This window comes from Streptosporangium canum (assembly GCF_900113865.1).
Classification (GTDB): domain Bacteria; phylum Actinomycetota; class Actinomycetes; order Streptosporangiales; family Streptosporangiaceae; genus Streptosporangium; species Streptosporangium canum.
Genome location: NZ_FOQY01000019.1, coordinates 57,586 through 76,845, shown reverse-complemented (window position 1 = coordinate 76,845; position 19,260 = coordinate 57,586). Strand labels below are relative to the sequence as shown.

Sequence of the window (19,260 nt, the reverse complement as noted above, 5' to 3'; positions counted from 1 at the left end):
AGCCGTACAGACCGAATGTGGTTCTGATCACCTCGCCGTGATCATCCCCGCCCCGCCGGGAAGAGGATCCCGGCGGGGCTCGCTAAGCCGGCCCTCAAACCCGGCCGGCGTTCCAGGACGCCTGGACCAGTGCCTGGTCCGCGGCGGCGAGGTGGATCGCGGCCGCCAGCCATGCCCAGGCGTACCCGTCGGGACCGGAATCCGTCGACCGTCCGAACACGTCGCGGCTCCGGCGGTCGGCCTCGGCGGTGAGCGCGGCGGCCAGTTCGGCGGCGGCCTCGAACCCCGCCCGGCGCAGCGGGGCCCCTTGGGCATGGGAGTCACCGCCGCGCGCGTGTTCGGCGACCGCCCGCCGTCCTCCGGCGACGGCCAGCTCGACCAGCCGGCGGACCCGCCACAGAGGGGCGCCGGCCACCGGGTCCACGTCCGCCTCGGAGGCCGCCTGCCACGGCGCACAGGCGTCGTGCGGCGGGAGATGAGAGCCCTGCAGGCGGTCGTACCCGAGGTCGGCACGGCCCTGCCATCCGGCGGGAAGACGCAGCGTCGCCTCGGCCCCGGGCACCGGCCCGATCGCGAGCGGGCGCAGGGTGGCCGCCCGGTCGGGATCCAGCCTGCCGACCACCCGTACGAGGGTGCCGGGCCGGGACGCGAGCTGCCGCAGGTTGGCGACGTGGGCCAGGTCCGGATGGGAGGCGGCCGGAATGAGCCGGATCAGCGGGCCGTCAGGCCGCACGACCGGCGGCGGACGCCGCGCCGGATCGTCGTCCGCCGGATCGGATCCCTCCGATGGCGCTCCGGCGGGCGACGGCCGCCGCGCAGGGCCGTCGTCTTCCGACTCGGATCTCTCCGACGGCACTCCGGCGGGCAGCAGCTCACGGGCGAGTACGTGATCACCCGCGGCGCCGACGATCATCAGATCGCACCCGACCGGCTCGTTGGCTCGCTCCGCGGCTTCCGACTCGTTCCAGACCTGCCCGGAGAGCCGCGCGCCGACCGCCTCCGCCAGCGGTCGGGCGAACAGGGCGGCCAGCGGTCCCGCCGTCCACGACATGCCGTCGATCGGGGTGGCGCGCACGCCGCCGCCCGCGCCCAGACGGCCGTCCGGCGAGATCGTCGCGCCGGCGATCAGCAGTCCCGACCGCGCCAGCTGCGCGTGGTTCAGCATGGCCGGGCCGATGGCGACGGGCGCGGTGGCGGCGCCACGGGCGCGGGCCGGCCCGCCCGGCTTGACGTCGGCCACCGAGAACCAGCGGCCGTCCTCCGTGACGAGATGGGTGACCACACCTCCGTAGCCGGTGCCGCTGATCACCGGCTCCCGGAAGACGCCGTGGACACGCAGGCTCCCGCCGGGCTGGTAGCTCCGGCGGACGCTGCCGACCAGCGCCGGGTCGGGGTCGGCCGCCGCCAGCCTGCCCGCGACGAGCAGGAGCTCGCGCAGGGCGGCCACCAGGTCGGCGAGGCGGTGGCCGTCGTGGCGGTCACGCGCCGCCCGCAGGCCGCGGACGACGCGCAGGGCGGCGGCCTCGGCCCTGGGCAGCCCGGCCAGACGCGCGGTGTGAGCGGCCCTGAGCAGCTCCGCCTGGGGCACCGCGCCGGCCGCGGGCACCCCGGCCGACAGCGTCGCGGCGGCGGCGGCCCACAGGCCCGAGGCCGCCGCCACCTGCGCGGCAGTGGGTCCCGTGGTCGTGCCGGCCGCGCCGGCGCCGGCGTCCGTACCGGCGTCGGCGTCGGCCACCGGGCAGGCGCTGAGCACGGCCGCGCGATGCAGGCAGCGTGGCGCCAGGAGGCAGCTGCAGCACGCCTGGCCGTCGTCGGCGATCGCGCCGGACGCCCCCGGCGAGAGGGTGACCACCGCGTCCTCGCCACAGCTGATCCGGATGTTCCCGCCATCGGCGACGGCGGGCGTGGCGGCATACTGCTCGATCGCCGCGTCCAGCTTCTTGCGGAGCCTGGAGGTGAGACCCTCGACGGCGGCGGCGACCACGTGCGGTGCCGCCGGCGGGAGCTGTCCGGCCGGGGGGACGGTTGATGTGGGGGAATTCACCGGGACTCTCCGCGGAGGCGGTCGCCCACCCATCGGGCGAGGGCGAGCGGGCTGAGGGCGGCGACGGGCATGCCGGCCGCGACGAGCTGCTGGGCGACGGGGAGCGAGTAGCGGGGAACGCCGCTGTCGTCCAGGGCGGCGCACCCCATCAGGTGGACACCGGACCCGGCCAGGGAGCGGACCTCGCCGAGCAGGCCTCCGATCGGGTAGCCCTCCTCGAAGTCGCTGACGACCACGACGAGCGTACGGCTCGGCACGGTGACCAGCGAGCGGGCGTGGGCGAGCCCCGCGGCGATGTGCGTTCCACCGCCGACCCGCACCTCGAGCAGCAGGGAGAGCGGGTCGGTAACCCGGTCCGTCAGGTCGATCACCTCTGTGGAGAACGACAGGAAGTGGGTGGAGAGCGTCGGCACGCCCGCCAGCACCGCGGCGGTCAACGCGGACCAGACCACCGAGGCCTCCATCGAGCCGGACACGTCGACCACGAGGATCAGCCGCCAGTCGGCCTCCCGGCGGGCGCGGGTGCTGAACACCGGCCGCTCCGGGACGACCACGAGCCGGCCGTCGCCCATGCGACGCGTGTACGGCAGGTTGGCCCGCAGGGTGCGCGGCAGGTCGAGCCGGCCGCCCGGACGGCGCGTCGGACGCGGCGTCGCCAGCCCGCTCAGGGCGGGCCGCAGCCGGGTCGCGAGCTCCCGGGTGAGCTCGGCGACCAGACGGCGCACGAGTGGCCGGAGCTTGGCGAGCCGCTGCTCGGGCAGGCCTCCCGCCAGGGTCAGCACGGAGGTCAGCAGCTCGACGGATGGCCGCACCGCGGCCGGATCGAGTTCGGTGAGCACGTCGGTCCGTCCGGCGTCGGCGGCCCGGGCCAGCACCTCCTCGCGCACCTCGGTCCCGAAAAGGACCTCCAGCTCCTCGGCCCACTCGCGAGCGGTGGGGAAGGAGTCTCCCCGTCCGCCGGAGTCGCCCCCTTCCCCGGAGCCCTGCCCGAAGTGGTCCGCGCCTTCACCCCGGCCCGTCCCGTACAGCTCGTCCAACGCGCGCGCGTAGGAGCGGGCGCCCGCCGGGAGCCGCTCTGGCTCCCTGCCGAGCAGCAGCCGCCACCGGTCGGCCGGCGTGAACCTCCGCCGGGCGCCGTGATCCGGCTCGGTCACCACGCCCGTCTCCGGCGGCGTCGGCGTCCGCGTACTCTCCGTCACCACGTCCGTCTCCGGTGGCGTCGGCGTACCCTCCGTCATCACGCCCGTCTCCGGCCGCGCCGACGCCTGCGGGCCCTCCGCCTCCTCGCTGTCCCGTGCGGCCCGGCGGTCCGGCACGGGTGGCTCCGGCGCGTCGGATGACGCGCCGACCAGGGCGGGAACGGAGACGGGGAGCCGGAGCGCGCGCAGCGCGGCCAGCCCGGCGGAGTCGGCGGCGTGCCACAGGGCGAGCAGCCCGGGCGGAGCGCTCAGCGCCAGGTCGAGCCTGTCTCCGAGACGCTCGGACACGGCTCCCAGCAGCCGGGTACGGCCGGCGGGGGTGAGGGTGTCGAACCCCCCGCGCAGCGCCGGCAGCCGGTCGAGGAACTCCCGGTCGGCGAGGCCGTCGACGCGGTCCATGAGCGGGTCGAGGGCCGCCGGCGCCGACTGGAGCAGCGGTCCGGCGGCCGTGAGCACGCCGGTCAGCAGGCGGCTCAGGCGGTGGCGGCCGTCCGGGCCGGTGGCGGCGCCGACCCATCCGGCGGCCCGGGCTCCGAGAGTGCCGGGGCCGTCGAGGTCGAGCAGGACCCGGGCGGCCAGGGCCGCGCCCTGGATGAGGGGGGAAGCGGTGCGCGCGAGCGCGGCCAGGGTGTCGTCCATCCGCAGGCCGAGGCGCTCCTCACCGGCCCGGGCGGCGAGGGCGACCAGGGCGACCGCGTCCTGTGGCTGGTCGCTGCCGGCCAGGCCCGGCAGCGCGCGGACCGCGGCTTCCAGCAGGGTGCCGGCCAGCTCGGCGGCCTGCTCGCGGCCCTCCGGCGTGGTGCCGGGAAGGTGTTCGCGGCGCAGTGCCTCAAGCAGGTCGAGAGCGTCGAGCAGTTCGGCGAGCGTGGCGGTGGCGGGGAGCGCGACGGCTGCGTCGGCGAGGCGGTCGGCGACCAGTTCCGGCAGGTCGCAGCGGGCCGCGGCGCGCAGGCCGCTGAGGATCAGGCCGCAGGTGAGCCCCCCTTCGGCGGACTCGCGGCGGAAGGTCTCGCGCAGCGTGCCGGCCGCGGCCTGGGCGAGGGTGACACCGCGGACGCCCGCCAGGTCGAGCAGTGCCGGGACCGCGGGAGTCCAGGAGAGCCGCCACCTGGTGGTGAGCGCGGTGGAGTCACCCGTCCCGGTCACCTCGACCGGTTCGCCGTAGCCGACGCCGCAGAGCAGCAGGCGTTGCAGCGCGACCTCCCGGCGCGCGTCCAGATCGGAACGGAGCGGGTCCAGGCGTACTTCACGCCGTTCGGGGTTGTCCGGGCACGGGAGCCGGAGCGCGGCGAGATCTGCCTCGACGGCGGGGCCGAGTCCCGAACGTGGCGTGCCGGGCGCGATCCGGCCACGGTCGGCGCCGACGAACACCGCGTCGAGGGCTCGGGCGAGGGCCCGCCCCCGGCCCAGGGGCTCGCCCTGGCCGAGTACGGTCGTCACCGCTTCCAGCAGCTCGCCCCGTCCCGGCGAGGGCAGGCCGCGCAGCCGCGCCAGATCGCAGGCGAGCCGCAGCGTCTCGACGGCCTCCCCGGTGCCCGCGGTGTGCCCGGCGGAGCGGAGCTCCCGGCACAGACCGGTGATCGCGCGGGCGGCGCCGTCCCTGACGCGGTCCGGGTCGCCGGCGGCCGTGAACACCGTCTGCTGCCAGCGGGGGTCGCGGATCCCCGCCGGGTAACCGGATCGCGAGTCGAGCAGGTCGAAGGCGTAGGGGACGAGCGAGGTGGCGGCCGGCGAGCCGGCGCGTGCGGACGGGGCGGCCGGAGACGGGGCGGCCGGGGGGGAGGCGACCGCGCCGTCCGTGGCCGGTCGCCCGGATGTCGCGTGGCCGCCTGCCGTACCAGGCGACGCGGCGGCGCCGTCCATGCCGGCCCGCGCCGGCTCCGCGGTGTCGGGAATGATCAGCGCTGGAGCGTGGAAGGCGCCGACCACCGCCGCGACGCGACGGCCGCCGGCCGCGGCGTCCGCCAGGACACGGCGCATGTGCGCCTCGCGCGCCATGTCCCTGGCCGGCACGCCGCCCGCGGCCTCGGCGTCCCGGCGCAGTGCCCAGCCGACACCGAGGGCGGCACGGCGCACCGCTTCGGGTTCGCATCCGGGAGCGAGGACCTCCACGGCCCGGTCCCACATGTCGTCTCCCTCGCGGCCGGTGCCCGAGGCGGCCAGCGCGGCGGCGAAGGACGTTCCCCGCGAGGCCGCACCTGCCGGAACCGCGTCCACGTCCGTATCCGGGCCCGTACCTGCCGGCCCAGCCGGGCCGGGGGGCCGTACCGCGCCGGTCTCCTGCGCCGTGCCGGAGCCGGACGCGTACGCCGTGTCGGACGCATGCCCCGTGCCGGAGCCGGCCTCCTGCGCCGTGCCGGGCGCGTGCCCCGTGACGGACTCCTGCGCCGTGCCGGGCGCGTGCCAGCCGGGGTCGGACAGCGGGAGGTCACAACAGATCACCTCCGCTCCGCGCTCCCGGGCCCAGCGGATCGCCACCAGCTCCGGGGAGAAGTCGGCGAAAGGGTAGAAACCGAGCCTCCCCTCCCCGTCGGTCCCGGCGAGGGCGACCGGCGCGAGGGTCTCCGGGTCGGCCAGGTGCGCCAGCCACGGCTGGAAGTCCACCGGCAGCTCGACGCAGACCACCTCGGTGCCGGCGGCCTCCAGCAGCGCGGGCACGACCACGGCCAGCGCGGGACTGTGGTGGCGCACTCCCAGCAGGTACGGCCGGGCGGAGGCGGCCAGCGCGGCGACCGCCCGCCGGGGATCGGCGTCCCGGCCGTCGGGGGCGGACCGCCGTACGTCCTGGCCCGTCTCCGGTTCGCTGTGGCAGCTCAACGGAGGTTCTCCCGCAGGTCCCAGAGCCGGCGCCACATCGCGGAGCCGTCCTCGGCGCGACGTCGCACCGGGCCGTCCCAGTAGCCGAGCAGCCGCCCGTGGTCGGCCTGGTCGTCCTTGCGGACGACGCCGAGCAGGTGTCCCGGCAACAGGTCGAGGACGTCACCGCCCGGCAGGTAGGCCGCGGCGACCCCCAGTGAGGCGGCGACCTGCACCGCCTCGGCGGTGGACATCACCGTGCCGGGACGCTCCACGTCCCAGCCCTCGTCCGAGCGGCCGGAGCGCAGGTCGCGGAAGACCGTGACCAGCGCGTCGAGCACGGCGTCGTCCACGCCGAAGGCGGCCCCCGCCCGCTGCACGACCGAGGTGGCCTGACGGCGCACCAGGGAGGTCTCCGCCTCGGCGTCCGCGATGGGGTCGACGGTCTCGAAGTTGAACCGCCGCTTCAGCGCGGCCGACATCTCCGAGACACCGCGGTCGCGCAGGTTGGCTGTGGCGATCACACTGAAGCCGGGGGTTGCCGCCACCTGGGCGTCGGCGGTGCCGGCGAGCTCCGGCACGCTGAGCCGCCTGTCGGACAGGATCGACACCAGGGCGTCCTGCACCTCGGGCAGGCAGCGGGTGATCTCCTCGATCCGGGCGACGCGCCCCGCGCGCATGGCCGTGAGCACCGGGGAGTCGACCAGTGCGGTCCGGCTCGGGCCCTGGGCGAGCAGCAGTGCGTAGTTCCAGCCGTAGCGGAAGGCGTCCTCGGTCGTTCCGGCGGTGCCCTGCACGGTGAGCGCGCTGGTTCCGCACACGGCGGCGGCCAGCAGCTCCGACAGCATCGACTTGGCGGTGCCGGGCTCGCCGACCAGCAGCAGGCCGCGCTCTCCCGCGAGGGTCACCACGCACCGTTCGACCAGGGCGCGTTCGCCGACGAACTTGGCCGCCACCCTCAGCCGGGCCGGAGTGCCGTCGCCGGCCGTCCCGCGCCGGTTCTTCGGCAGTTCCAGCGTCTCGTCGCCGCTGCCGCAGACGAAGGTCACCACCGCGCGTGGCGTCAGCGCCCAGCCCGGTGGGCGGGGGCCGGCGTCGTGGGCGGCCAGGAAGGCGAGTTCGGTGGCGTACCGTTCCTCGGCCGCGAGCACCTGCCGGGCCGGAGGGACCGTCACCTGGTCGTCGGTCATGGTCATAAGGGGAAGTCCTTGTGCTCTGGATGATGATCTGTGAAGTGCCGCCCGTGACGGGCGGTCCGGCCGGTGCCGGGTGTCTGCCTCGCGCGGCGGCGCGGTGAGGGCCCGGTCCGGTCCGGCGGCGCGGGTGCGACCGCCGGACGGGTCCGGGATCGCACCCGCCCCGCCGCCCGGGTTCAGCGGCGCCTGCCGCGCCTGACCCTGAGCTCCTCGAACCGGGGGGCGTCGCCGTCCCGGACCCGCTGCCAGGCCCTGCGGTACAGGTCGGCGGCGGGCTGGATCGGCACGAGCGGTGTGCTCCGGCTCCCGATCAGGTCGAACAGGGGGAGTTTCCACTGCTCCAGCGGGAGGCACGGCGCCTTCAGCTCCGTCCAGCCGCCGGGCAGGAACAGCGAGCGCCCGGCCCGCGCCCGGTTGGCTTCGACGACGAGGCCGGTGGCGGCCAGCTCGGCGCGCGCCTCCTTGAGGCGGGCGGGCTTCCAGCCCGTCCACCGGGCGACGTTGCGGTCGGTCGGATCCGGCATGGCCAGCAGCGTCAGGTAGAGGGCCGCGGCGTCCTCGCCGAGGCCGTGCTCCTTCGCCGCTTCGACGACCAGTTCGGGCGCCGACCGGGTGGGATCCTGCGGCCACCACGTGCCGTCCGCGTCCCGCTCCCCCTCCACGGGGTCGCCCGGATCGGCCAGGAGCGCCTCGAACCGCGGGTCACAGGCGGTACGCAGCGCCACCTCGGCCGGGAACGATCCCTCGGAACCGACCAGGGCACGCAGGTAGGGATCGTCTCCGGCCGTGTCCAGCAGGGCCGTACGGATGCCCGGCGCCGGGCGGGTGTCGTAGGTGGCCATGATGACGGCGCCGTATCTCTCGTAGCCCTCGCCGATCTCGGTCGGGGCTCCGGCGGCCTTGCGGAACCCGGGCAGGTCGACGTAGCGGCCGAGGTCGAGCATCAGGTCCGGACCGGCCAGCCGGTCGCGGACCATGGCCAGCGCCTTCGGCAGGGTGGCGCGGATCGGGTCTCCGGCGGGGAGCCGGTGGGCGAGCCAGCCCGCTGTGGCGACGACCGTGACGAGCGTGCTCGCGGTGAATCCGGTGGCCTGCCCGTCGACGGGTCTGACCCGGTCGCCGTTGACCTCCCAGACCAGATCCCGGCTCAGCTCCGGCTCGGCGGCCGGGTCGGCGAGGGCGCGCAGTGCCCAGCCCGCGTTCCCTCCCGCCTTCACCGCGCGGGCCGCCTCACCGAGCAGCCATTCGGGGATCGCCACCTGCCGCCCCACCTCGCTGTTCCACACCCGCGCCGCGCCGGCCGCGTCCGGGCCGTCCGTCCAGAGCCGGGCGGGGTCCTCGGGCAGGAGCGCCGCGACGACCGCGCGCCGGGCGTGGTCGCTCACCTTGCGCAGCTCGTCCTTCGCGACGGCGGCGTCGGCGACCTTCACCCCGAGCATGGCCCGCGCCTCCTTGGACAGGAAGGTCCGCTCGTAGGCGTCCACGTACGGCAGGCCGGCCACGACCAGCCGGGCGGTCGTCGGGGAGACGCCGGTGAGCCGGGCGAACTCCTCCGCGGCCTCGGGCCGCCAGGGCGCCGGGCCCCGCTCGGCCAGCTCGGTGAGGAACGCGTCGAGCCAGCCCGCCCGCCGGTCCTCGCCGACGGGGGACGAGGACCGGACGGTGTAGGGGCGAGGGACGTCGAAGCGGCCGGCCGGGTCGTGGAACAGCGCCGTCCACACGCAGCCGGAGTCGTCCGGGGACGACCGGTTCACGAAGGCGAGGAGCGCGCCGTCGCCCAGCGGCAGCACCCCGAGCCAGGTGCCGGGACGCAGGTTGCCGTCGACCATGGGCAGGTGGTCCCTGTCGAGGTGCAGCGACATCCGGCGCCACCGGGAGGGGGCGGCCGCGGTGGGCAGCCCGAGATCGCGCAGTTCGCGCAGGAGCGCGTGCAGCGCGGCGCGGTGTTCCTCCTCGATCGCCACCGCTGCGGCCCGGAACGCCAGGGCGGCGGAGTGGTCGAGCAGGGGGTCCCAGTGCAGGGACGCGGGCGGCGACTCCGGCAGGTCGAGGTGGAGGCGGGCCGGGGCCGTCTCCGGGGCGTCGGCCGCCAGCGCCTGCCCGATCGACCGGATCTGCCGGAAGGCGCCGTCCAGGTCCTGGCCGTACCATGAGTGGGTGGCGGAACCGCCGAGGCCGCTGAGCGCCTGGCCGAGCAGCCGGTCCACCGGGCCGGTGGGCGACTCCTCCCGGTGGCCACCGGCGAGCGCCTCGGAGAGCCGGGCCGCGACGGCGTGGAGCTCGGCCTGCCGGGCGGCGGCGAAGCGCACGACCCCGGTGATGCCGGTCACCAGCGCGTCATGGCTCACCTGCGGCAGCAGGGCCCGGATCCGCGCCCGCGACTCCTCCTCTCCGGTCTCGCCTCCGGCGTCGACCGCTTCCAGCAGGGCCGCCGAGGTGTCCCGGTCCATGCGGCGCAGCAGCGCGGAGCCCTCCGGATCCCTCGGCTGGAGGCAGTGCCAGTAGCGCGGCGGCGGCAGGATGAGCGTGCCCGCGGCGAAGGGGCCGGGGACGTCGTCCGTCTTGGCCACAGCCGTAACGACGCCGTCCTGGTCGACCAGATTGACCTGGTAGCCCCCGTTCTTCACGACGGCCCGGGGCCGGTCGTCGCCGGGGAACGTCAGGGCGCGCAGCGGGGCTCCGGAGTCGGCTCCCACGGTGACGGCGCGGCCGGCGAGGTCCTCACCGCGCATCGATCCGTCGGGCAGCCGCACCACCCGCCAGCCGAACAGGCCGCCCACCGGGGTGCCGACGGGGGTGGCCTCGTCCGAAGGGGCGGGCAGCAGCCAGCCCGCCTGGAACGCGCTGCCCGCCGGGGCGGTGCGGAGCGCGTCGGCGAGGAAGCCGGGCATGCCCTTCCTGCCCCGCTCCCCGCTGAGCGGGTGGTATTCGTACCATCCGGTGCTCTCGTGGTCCGAGCCGTCCCAGGTCCACACCCAGAACGAGGTGCCGTCGGTGATCACCGACCGTTCGGCGGGCACGGCCGTGTCTCCGGGGTGCAGCACCCCCCAGCCGGTCGTCCGCCCGCCGCCGGGCAGCGGCAGGGTGGCCGGGTCGTCGCCTCGGTACCAGTTCAGGCGCGTGCCGCGGGTGCTGCCGTCCCCCTCCAGCAGATGGATCCGGTCGGCCGAGGTGTGCCAGTATCCGCGCAGCTCGCTGCCGAGCTGCCGGGAGTGCCAGTAGACGAGCAGCTCGCCGTCCACGTAGTGGAAGCCGTGGTCGTCGCCCCAGGTGTCGCCGGCCGGGACGCGCAGGTCGTGGGTGAGCACGGTGCCCTCGGCGCCGAGGACCCGGACCTGCGAGGATCCCGCGACGATCAGGTGCGGCCAGGCGTCGGCGACGACGAGGTCGTCGACGTCCTTCCTCGGCACGAGGCTTTCGGCCGCCTCCTCCCAGGCCGGCCAGCCCAGTTCGTCGAAGAGCCCGGCCCGGAGCGTCCGGGCGAGCACCAGCGCGACGTCCGCCCCGGCGGCCTGGCGCACCTCCTCCTCGGCCAGGAGCAGCGCCTCGCCCGGCAGCCAGGACAGCCGCCGCATGGCGTCGGGCAGCTCCGGCAGTCCGGCGGCCGACGACCGCAGGGCCACCTTCCGCATCCACTCGGCGAGCATCGGCCGCCCGCCGGGGGATTCGGCCAGGACGCGGATGGCCCGCCGTCCGTGCTCGTTGTCGCCGAACCCGTCGGCCCCGCGCTGGAAGGCGGGCCGGAAGCGGGGGTCGGCGGCCAGGGCGAGCAGGTCGCGCCGGTCTTCGCCCTTCGCCCAGGGCACCAGGTGCAGCGACCGGCGCTCGTCGGGGTCGGCCACCGGGATGTCCAGGGCGAGCAGCAGGTCCAGCAGGTCGACGTCGTACTCGGCCGTCGGCGCCTTCCGGTCCGGCTCGGCGAGCTCGGCCCGCAGCCGGTCGGCCACCCGCTCCACCAGCGCGTACAGACCGGGCAGGCGGGGTGGGATCCCTACGGCGCGGTTCCGGGCCCGCAGGAACCTGTCGAACCAGCCCGCGGTGCCGTCGGCGGGCCGCTCCCGCTCGGGCACCTCGCCGCCGGCCAGGCCGGCGGCGGCGCCGGACTCCTCAAGGACCTCCAGCCACAGGCCCGCCAGCTCGCCGTCCATGACCTGCGGCATGCTGTTCAGCAGCGTCCCGCGGACCTCGGGCTCCCGCCGGCCCAGCGACGCGATCGCCTGGTGGTGGGCCTTCCACCAGCCCACGGCGGCCCGCTGGGTGGCCGGCAGGCCGAGCAGCTCGGCCAGGTACGCCTGCTCCTCCCCGTCCGCGTCCGCGCCGGCGGCTCTGGCGAGCCTCCGCAGATCGTTCGCCATCTGCGCCGACGGCGGCAGCCCTCCCGCGGTACGCCGTACGCACAGCCGCGTGAACCGGCGCAGCGCCTCGTCCGCAGGCAGCCGGCCGGCCAGCTCCTTGGCGTATCCGGAGAGCACCTTGACCGGCAGCGCCCCCGCGAGCGCGAACTCCAGGAACACCGCGTCGAGCCGGTCCTCGTCCACCGCGAGGCCGTGCTCCGCCTCGGCCTTGCGCGCGTGGGCGAACATCTGCGCGGCGTAGGTGGTGTTCTCCACCGTCAGGAACACCCGGCCGGCCTGCTCGTAGAACGTGGGCAGGAAGTGCGGGACGGACGCGGCCAGCTGACCGGCGAGCTGCTGGTAGGCGTCCAGCGCGGCCTTCGGCTTGGACTTCGCCTGCCGGGCCGTACGCTCCAGCTCGGGCACGACGGCGAGCGCGTGATGTCCGTCCTCGGGGTGGTGCACCAGCACCCATTCCGGGAAGCCGAGGGAGCGTCGCGCCCCCAGCCCGACGACGGCGGGCTCCCCGTCCGGCTCCAGGCCCAGGAAGCCCGCCGCCAGGTCCTCGGCCGCGCCGAGCTCCCCGGCGACCAGCCGTACGACCACCCGGCCGTCCAGCCCGGGGTGACGGTAGCGCCGGGCCGTCAGCGGCACCGCCCGGTCACCGGCCCCCTCGGTGTCCGGGGGCAGCACCGCCCCGGCCTTCAGCAGTTCCGTGGCCTTGGCCTCCACCGGCGACATGTCCCCGCTCACGTGTCCTTCCCCTCTTCCACCTGCCGGCCGGCGTACAGCGCCGCGGCCATCCGCATACCCTCCGACCAGGCCACCGGGCCGACCTCGCGCAGCGGGAGCGACCGGCCGTCCTGGTCGTGCCAGGTGAGACCGCCCGTCGTCGTCTGGCCGTCCCAGTACGGCTCGCCGATCCACACGGCCGCCTCCGCGATCCGCCCGGCATCGCGGACCCGGCACGTGGCGTAACCTCCGGACACCCGGTAGCCGAGCGAGGTGGCCCGGGCCGCCAGGCCGAACCGGGAGGCGTACTTGCCCCCGGCGAACTCCGTCACGTCGGTCGCCTTCTCCCCGCGCTCGGCGAGGTCCGCGGGCCTGTGCCAGGTGGCCCGGTGGATCTGCTCGACCTTCTGCACCACGCCCAGCTCCGCGGCGAACTCCCTGAGGTCGTCCAATTCGGGCAGCAGCACGGGATGCGGCAGGGTCACCGTCCGCGGCGACAGCCGGACGGTCTCGCCGTCCAGGTTCACCACCCGCAGCTCTCCGGAGTCGGTGGCGTCCCGCAGGAAGCCGACCTCGTCCGGGTCGTCGCCGACCACGGCCAGGTCCCGCAGGGCCGACTGCCACGCCTCGTCCGGCCACACGCGGGCCAGCAGCCCGGTCGGAACGGGCAGGGACGACACCATCCACATGTCCACCTGTGCCACGCACGCGGCGGCGTGCCGGTCCAGCCATTCGGCGAAACGGCGCAGCCGGTCCACCTCGGGATGCTCTCGCAACGCCTTGGGCAGCGACTTCAGCTGCCGCCCCGCCGCCCTGCCCGAGGTGGCTCTGGCCGTGATCCGGCCCTCTATGAGGGCGACTTCGTACGCGTCGCCCACCGCCAGCCAACCCAACGGTTTCACCTTTCGCCGTCCATGATCTGTCACATTCTGCGGGGGTTCACAGCACCTGCCGATGTGATGCGCGGAACGCTAGCGACCCTGACCGACAAACGCGATCACGCGCCCGTCGCTCCACGGCCGGGGGACCCGCCGCACGGCCCGATCGGAGGCGAGGGACGGCGGCGCCCGCCGACCACGGGCGGGCTTCCGCTCGCCGGCCGGGTAACCCGCAAAGCCAGTCAGCAGTACATGTCACCCCGGAGATCCTCCCCTTATGTCATTGATTGGTAGGTTCGGGTAAACAGCCGCTACATGCACAAACGGAGGAAGGTCACGGTGGAGGTCGAGCAGACGGCACTGCCCGGAATCGGACTACGGCACGAGTTCACCACTCGTTCAGGCCGACGGATCGGGATCGTCTCCCACCGGACGGGCCGCCGTGACTTAGTGATATACGACCCAACCGACCCCGATCGCGCGTGCGAGACCGTCATGCTGAACGACGAGGAGGCCGACGCGCTCTGCGAGCTGCTCGGCGCGCCGCGTATCGTGCAGCGTCTCAACGCCCTGCACCGCGAGGTGGAGGGCCTGGTCAGCCTCCAGCTTCCCATCCTGCCCGGCACCTCCTACGACGGACGGCCGATGGGTGACGCGCGTGTGCGCACCCGCACCGGCGCCTCCATCGTGGCCGTGGTCCGTGCCGGGCAGGTCTTCGCCAGCCCCGGCCCCGGCTTCGTGCTCGCCGGCGACGACGTGGTCGTCGTGGTGGGCAGCCCGGAGAGTACCGCCACCGTCGCCGACATCCTGACCAACGGTTAGGGCAGCGGGTGCACGACACGGCAACTCTGATCCTGGAACTCGGTGCCGTCCTCCTCGGGCTCGGCATCCTCGGTGCCCTCGCCATGCGCGTCGGCATCTCCCCCATTCCCCTCTACCTCCTCGCGGGCCTGGCCTTCGGGCAGGGCGGCATCCTGCCTCTGGCCACCAGCGAGGAGTTCATCTCGGTCGGAGCCGAGATCGGCGTCATCCTGCTGCTGCTCACCCTCGGCCTGGAGTACAACGCCGACGAGCTCGTGACGAGCTTGAAGGGCAACGCCCGTGCCGGGGTCGTCGACCTGGTGCTCAACGCGGCGCCCGGTGCGATCGCGGCGCTGCTGCTCGGCTGGGGCCCGGTGGCCGCGGTGGCCATGGCCGGCGTCACCTACGCCACCTCCTCGGGCATCACCGCCAAGGTCCTGTCCGATCTGGGCTGGATCGGCAACCGGGAGACCCCGGTGGTGCTGTCCCTGCTGGTCTTCGAGGACCTGACCATGGCGGTCTACCTGCCGATCCTCACCGCCATGCTGGCCGGAGTGAGCTTCGTCGGCGGCGCGATCACCGTGGGGATCGCGCTGGGCACCGTCAGCGTGGTGCTGCTGGTCGCGCTCCGCTACGGCCGCTTCATCGAGGCGTTCATCTCCAGCCCCAACTCGGAGGTGCTGCTACTGAAGGTGGTCGGGCTCGCGATGCTGGTCGCCGGAGTCGCCCAGCAGCTCCAGGTCTCCGCCGCCGTCGGGGCCTTCCTCGTCGGCATCGCGGTCTCCGGAGAGCTGGCCGAGGACGCCCAGGCGTTGCTGAGCCCGCTCCGGGATCTGTTCGCCGCGGTCTTCTTCGTCTTCTTCGGCCTGCAGACCGACCCCAGCAAGATCCTTCCGGTCGCCGGGCTGGCCGCGCTGCTCGCCCTGGTCAGCATGATCACCAAGCTGCTCACCGGCGCCTACGCCGCCCGCCGGGCGGGGATCGCCAAGGCCGGACAGGCGCGGGCGGGCATCGCGCTCATCCCCCGCGGCGAGTTCAACATCGTGATCGCCGGGCTCGCGGTGGCCGCCGGGGTCCATCCCGACCTCGGCCCGCTGGCCGCCGCGTACGTGCTCATCCTCGCCGCGTTCGGCCCGCTGGCCGCGCGGCTGGTCCAGCCCCTCATCACCGCCATCGCCAAGCGCGCCTGAGCGCCTGGCGGCCGTGTCCGGCGCGCGTCCACCCCAGCGGAGCGCGCGCCGGATGCGGGGTCCCCGATCGCCGGTCGCGCTCTCAGCCGCCGACCCACTCCGCGGCGAGCGGCTCGTAAGAGCGGACCCGGGCGGCGCCGTCGAGTGCGACGGCGAGAGGGAGAAAAGCTGCCGACATATCCCGACGATAACACCAAAACCCGAAATTCCTACATGTTTAGTTGGATTTATGGGGGGATTGACCGGACGGGGTCCTGTCGCCCACGCTGCGTTTGAGCCGATCAACAGGAGGGCCCATGCCGCACATCGACCTGCCCACCGACGCGCCTGGAATCGGAGGGCTGTTCCACTACCGGCCGCAGACCGCCCTGCCCATGGCGCAGCTCGCCGAGGTGCTGCTGTGCGGTGAGCACTCCCTGTCCCGGGGCGAACGCGAGCTGATCGCGACCTATGTGTCCTCGCTGAACGACTGCGGGTTCTGCACCCGCTCGCACGCCGCGTTCGCCGCCGCGCAGCTCCCCGGCGGCATGGACCTGGTCCGCCAGGTCACCGACGACCCGGACGGCGCCCCCGTCACGGAGAAGATGAAGACGCTGCTGGACATCGCCGGGGCCGTCCAGCGCGGCGGCCTCGAAGTCACCCCCGACCACATCACGACCGCCAGGAAGGCCGGGGCCACGGACGTGGAGATCCACGACACCGTGCTGATCGCGGCCGCGTTCTGCATGTTCAACCGCTACGTCGACGGCCTGGCCGCGCTGACCCCGGAAGACCCCGCCGTCTACGAGTCGATCGCCGAACGCATGGTGATCGGGGGGTATCTGCCCGCCGCGGCCGCCCCCGGCGGCTGAGGACCGGCCGCCGGGGAATCCGCCCGCCACAGCGTCCAGGCCTTCGCCCGGCATGGCCGGCCGGAAGACCCGCCGCTCAGGTGACCGAGCCGGCCAAGGAGGTCTATCTCAGCGGGACGTCGTGACCCCGGGCTCGCCGAAGTGGGCGGCCGCGACCCTTCTGGGCACGACCATCCGCCATGCCTCCTCGACGAGCTCCCGCGCCTCGGGCCCGTCGATCGCGCCCAGCCACACCCGCACCCAGTTGTAGCGCTCGTCGGAAGGCCGGGGCAGGTGGAACTTCCCCGGTTCGGCCGCGATGAGCGCCGCCCTCTCCTCCTTGGGGAAGGCGAAGCCCATGGAGGTCTCGTCGGGCGAGATCGCGGCGTAGACGATCCTGCCCACCCGGAACGTCACCCGGTCCCTGACGATCCTCTCCTCGGTCCGCGGCAGCGCCATGGCCACGCGGCGGACGTCGTCGCCCGTGATCACCGGGACGCCTCGTCGAGGGCGGCGGTGAGGCGGCGCAGGGTGCCCTGCAGCTCGATCGCCTCGGCGGGATCGAGACCGGTGGCCTCGAAGATCCTGGCGGGCACCTCCAGGGCCCGCCGCCTCAGCCCGGCACCCTCGGGCGTGAGCCGTACCAGCACGGAGCGCTCGTCGGCGGCGCTGCGCTCCCTGCGCACCAGCCCCGCCGCCTCCAACCTCTTGAGCAGCGGCGACAGCGTGCCCGAGTCGAGGCGCAGGGCCACGCCGAGCTCCTTGACCGTGACCGGCTGGCGCTCCCAGAGCACCATCATCGCCAGGTACTGCGGATAGGTCAGGTCGAGCTCGCGCAGCTCCTTGCGGTAGACACCGTCCAGCGCCCGCGACGCGGCGTGCACGTCGAAGCAGAGCTGGTTCTCCAGCAGCATCTTCACGACGGTCAGTCTACCAACTTGACCGCCATCAACTCAGTTGTGCACAATCAAGTTGCCAGCAACCAAAAAGGAGACTCCATGAGCACGCTGTACACGGCCGTCGCCACCGCCTCCGGGCGCGAAGGGCGGGCGGTGAGCTCGGACAACCGCCTCGACGTGACGCTCGCGCCGCCGAAGGAGCTCGGCGGCTCCGGCGAGGGCACCAACCCCGAGCAGCTGTTCGCGGCGGGCTACGCGGCCTGTTTCGCCGGCGCGCTCCAGCTCGTCGGCAGGCGGATGAAGCTCGACGTCTCCGACGCCGCCGTGACCGCGGAGGTCGGCCTCGTGCCCGACGGCCAGGCCTTCGGGCTGACCGTGACGCTGCGGGTCGAGCTCCCCGAGGAGCTGCGGGGCGAGAGCGGCACCGCCCTGGTGGAGGCCACCCACCAGGTCTGCCCCTACTCCAACGCCACCCGGGGCAACGTCCCGGTCACCCTGGTGATCGAGTAGGGATCACGCCCGGCGGAGAGGGCGGCGACCGGCGAAGCCGAGGTCCTCGCGGTGATACCAGGCCAGGTCGCGATCCCCTTCGAGCCAGCACAGCCGGACGGGCACCCCGTCGAACACCGAGGGGAAGTCCACCAGCAGGGGCGCGACCCCCTTGATCTCGATGCCGTGCGCCTCGAACCAGCCGAGGATCTCATCCAGCCGCGCCTCGAAGGCCTTCGCCTCCGGCAGGCCGCCGGACTCCGAGACCCCGTGCTCGCGGAGGTCCCGCGCGAGCTCGGCGAGGTCTCCGCGGAGGCTCACGAATTCGTCGGCCCGCTCCAGCAGCGCCGGCATCAGCGCCCGCGCCTGCTCGACGGTGAAGATCCTGTCCACCCCTGAACGTTAGCGCCTCACCGGCGCATCCGGCCGCCGCCCTCATCGCCCGCGCGACCCGGCGGCCGTCCCCGCCGACCGGCCGCACCGGCCGCACCGGCTACACCGGCGACATCTCCGGATCGGCGCGTTCGGCCGGCGGGGCGGGCGGGTCCTCGTCCAGCGGGGTGGTCTCGTCGAACGGGACGCGCCCGGCCAGCACCTCGGCCGCGCGTTCCCGGTCGAACTCACCGGTCCAGGTGCCGACCAGGACGGTGGCGACCGCGTTGCCGGCGAAGTTGGTCAGCGCCCGCGCCTCGGACATGAAGCGGTCGATGCCGACGATCAGGCCGACGCCGTCGACCAGGTCGGGACGGTGGGACTGCAGGCCCCCGGCGAGGGTGGCCAGGCCCGCGCCGGTGACCCCGGCGGCCCCCTTGGAAGCAATGATCATGAAGACCAGCAGGGAGACCTGCTCGCCGAGCGAGAGCGGGGCGCCGGTGGCGCTCGCGACGAACAGGGTGGCCATCGTCAGGTAGATGGCGGTGCCGTCGAGGTTGAAGGAGTAGCCGGTCGGCACGGTGATGCCGACGACGGGACGGCTCACGCCGAGATGCTCCATCTTGGCGATCAGCCGTGGCAGGGCCGACTCCGAGGACGAGGTGCCCAGGATGAGCAGGAACTCCCGGCCGAGGTAGCGCAGCAGGGACAGCAGGTTGACCCGGGCGACCAGCCAGAGCATCGGCCCCAGCACGCCCAGCACGAACACCAGGCAGGTCACGTAGAAGGCGAGCATGATGACGCCGAGGCTCGTGAGCGCGTCCACGCCGGTGGCGCCGACGACCGCGGCCATCGCGCCGAAGGCGCCGACCGGGGCGGCCCACATGATCATGGCGAGGATGCGGAAGACGAGCCGCTGGATGTGCCCGATACCGGCGAGGACGGGCACTCCTCGCGTCCCCATGGCCTGCAGGGCGAATCCGGCGAGCAGGGCCACCAGCAGGGTCTGCAGCACCTGGCCCTCGGTGAAGGCCGACACCAGCGTGGTCGGGATCATCCCGAGCAGGAACGTGACCGTGTCGCTCTCGCCGCCCTTGGCCGCCTCGGCCTCGGCGCTCCTGCGGAGCTCGTCGGTGAGCTGGAGGCCCTGGCCGGGGTCGATCAGGTTGCCCACGGCCAGGCCGATGCCCAGGGCGACGGTCGACATGACGAGGAAGTAGCCGAGCGCCAGGCCGCCGACCCGGCCGACCTTGGCGGCCTGGGTGACCGATCCGACGCCGAGCACGATGGTGCAGAAGATGATCGGGCTGATCATCATCTTGATCAGCGCGACGAAGGCCGTGCCCAGCGGTTTCAGCTCCTTGCCGAGTTCGGGGGCCACGAGCCCGACGGTGATCCCGGCGATCACCGCAATGATCACCGCTATATACAGATAATGAGTGCGATCTCGGGACATAGTGGACTCGCGATCTTGTCGATCTAGAGGAAAACTCTGGTCGA

At 74.3% G+C, this 19,260-nt stretch carries 13 protein-coding genes; 4 read left to right on the top strand and 9 right to left on the bottom strand.

The genetic code is table 11. The features are described from left to right. Positions 1–94: 94 nt before the first annotated feature. The 5 genes from BM085_RS25670 to BM085_RS25650 all read right to left on the bottom strand — a co-directional run bounded on the left by BM085_RS25670 (position 95) and on the right by BM085_RS25650 (position 13,194). Positions 95–2,044, bottom strand: a complete 1,950-nt coding sequence (locus BM085_RS25670) for an SWIM zinc finger family protein (protein WP_093889465.1) — start codon at positions 2,042–2,044, stop codon at positions 95–97. Then, positions 2,041–6,060 carry a vWA domain-containing protein gene (locus tag BM085_RS25665; RefSeq protein ID WP_218158821.1) on the bottom strand — a complete coding sequence of 1,340 codons (4,020 nt, stop codon included), beginning with the start codon at positions 6,058–6,060 and terminating at the stop codon, positions 2,041–2,043. Before BM085_RS25665 ends, BM085_RS25670 begins: the two co-directional genes overlap by 4 nt. After that, the gene (locus BM085_RS25660; protein WP_093889464.1) at positions 6,057–7,235 is read right to left on the bottom strand and encodes an AAA family ATPase; all 1,179 of its coding nucleotides are present in this window, start codon (positions 7,233–7,235) and stop codon (positions 6,057–6,059) included. Before BM085_RS25660 ends, BM085_RS25665 begins: the two co-directional genes overlap by 4 nt. Before the next feature lie 176 nt (positions 7,236–7,411). Next, on the bottom strand, positions 7,412–12,322 hold the full coding sequence (locus tag BM085_RS46890; protein ID WP_281249867.1) for a DNA-binding protein: 4,911 nt from the start codon (positions 12,320–12,322) through the stop codon (positions 7,412–7,414). Then, positions 12,319–13,194, bottom strand: a complete 876-nt coding sequence (locus BM085_RS25650; protein WP_093889462.1) for a DUF4132 domain-containing protein — start codon at positions 13,192–13,194, stop codon at positions 12,319–12,321. Before BM085_RS25650 ends, BM085_RS46890 begins: the two co-directional genes overlap by 4 nt. A 300-nt stretch (positions 13,195–13,494) precedes the next feature. Here BM085_RS25650 and BM085_RS25645 point away from each other — a divergent pair, with 300 nt between their 5' ends. The 3 genes from BM085_RS25645 to BM085_RS25635 all read left to right on the top strand — a co-directional run bounded on the left by BM085_RS25645 (position 13,495) and on the right by BM085_RS25635 (position 16,021). Beyond that, complete coding sequence (locus BM085_RS25645; protein WP_425443278.1) at positions 13,495–14,001, top strand: cation:proton antiporter regulatory subunit; 507 nt, start codon at positions 13,495–13,497, stop codon at positions 13,999–14,001. Between the two features lie 8 nt (positions 14,002–14,009). Continuing rightward, complete coding sequence (locus tag BM085_RS25640; protein WP_093889461.1) at positions 14,010–15,170, top strand: cation:proton antiporter; 1,161 nt, start codon at positions 14,010–14,012, stop codon at positions 15,168–15,170. A gap of 296 nt (positions 15,171–15,466) precedes the next feature. Then, the gene (locus BM085_RS25635) at positions 15,467–16,021 is read left to right on the top strand and encodes a carboxymuconolactone decarboxylase family protein (protein ID WP_093889460.1); all 555 of its coding nucleotides are present in this window, start codon (positions 15,467–15,469) and stop codon (positions 16,019–16,021) included. A 108-nt stretch (positions 16,022–16,129) separates the two neighbouring features. On the opposite strand, the gene BM085_RS25630 is transcribed toward BM085_RS25635, so the two are convergent. Continuing rightward, positions 16,130–16,492, bottom strand: coding sequence for an MmcQ/YjbR family DNA-binding protein (locus tag BM085_RS25630; protein ID WP_012890534.1), 363 nt, complete (start codon positions 16,490–16,492; stop codon positions 16,130–16,132). Continuing rightward, positions 16,489–16,914: a MarR family winged helix-turn-helix transcriptional regulator gene (locus BM085_RS25625; RefSeq protein ID WP_093889543.1), complete on the bottom strand. Its 426-nt coding sequence runs from the start codon at positions 16,912–16,914 to the stop codon at positions 16,489–16,491. The genes BM085_RS25630 and BM085_RS25625 overlap by 4 nt, the downstream gene beginning before the upstream one ends. A gap of 84 nt (positions 16,915–16,998) precedes the next feature. Here BM085_RS25625 and BM085_RS25620 point away from each other — a divergent pair, with 84 nt between their 5' ends. After that, positions 16,999–17,409 carry an organic hydroperoxide resistance protein gene (locus BM085_RS25620; RefSeq protein WP_093889459.1) on the top strand — a complete coding sequence of 137 codons (411 nt, stop codon included), beginning with the start codon at positions 16,999–17,001 and terminating at the stop codon, positions 17,407–17,409. A 3-nt stretch (positions 17,410–17,412) separates the two neighbouring features. Here the strand turns inward: BM085_RS25620 and BM085_RS25615 are convergent, their stop codons facing one another. Then, entirely contained in the window at positions 17,413–17,781 is a 369-nt protein-coding gene (locus BM085_RS25615; protein ID WP_093889458.1) for a DUF2203 domain-containing protein, read from the bottom strand. A gap of 100 nt (positions 17,782–17,881) precedes the next feature. After that, positions 17,882–19,180 (bottom strand): cation:dicarboxylate symporter family transporter, encoded by a 1,299-nt coding sequence (locus tag BM085_RS25610; RefSeq protein WP_245789695.1) that lies wholly within the window; start codon positions 19,178–19,180, stop codon positions 17,882–17,884. Positions 19,181–19,260: the final 80 nt, after the last annotated feature.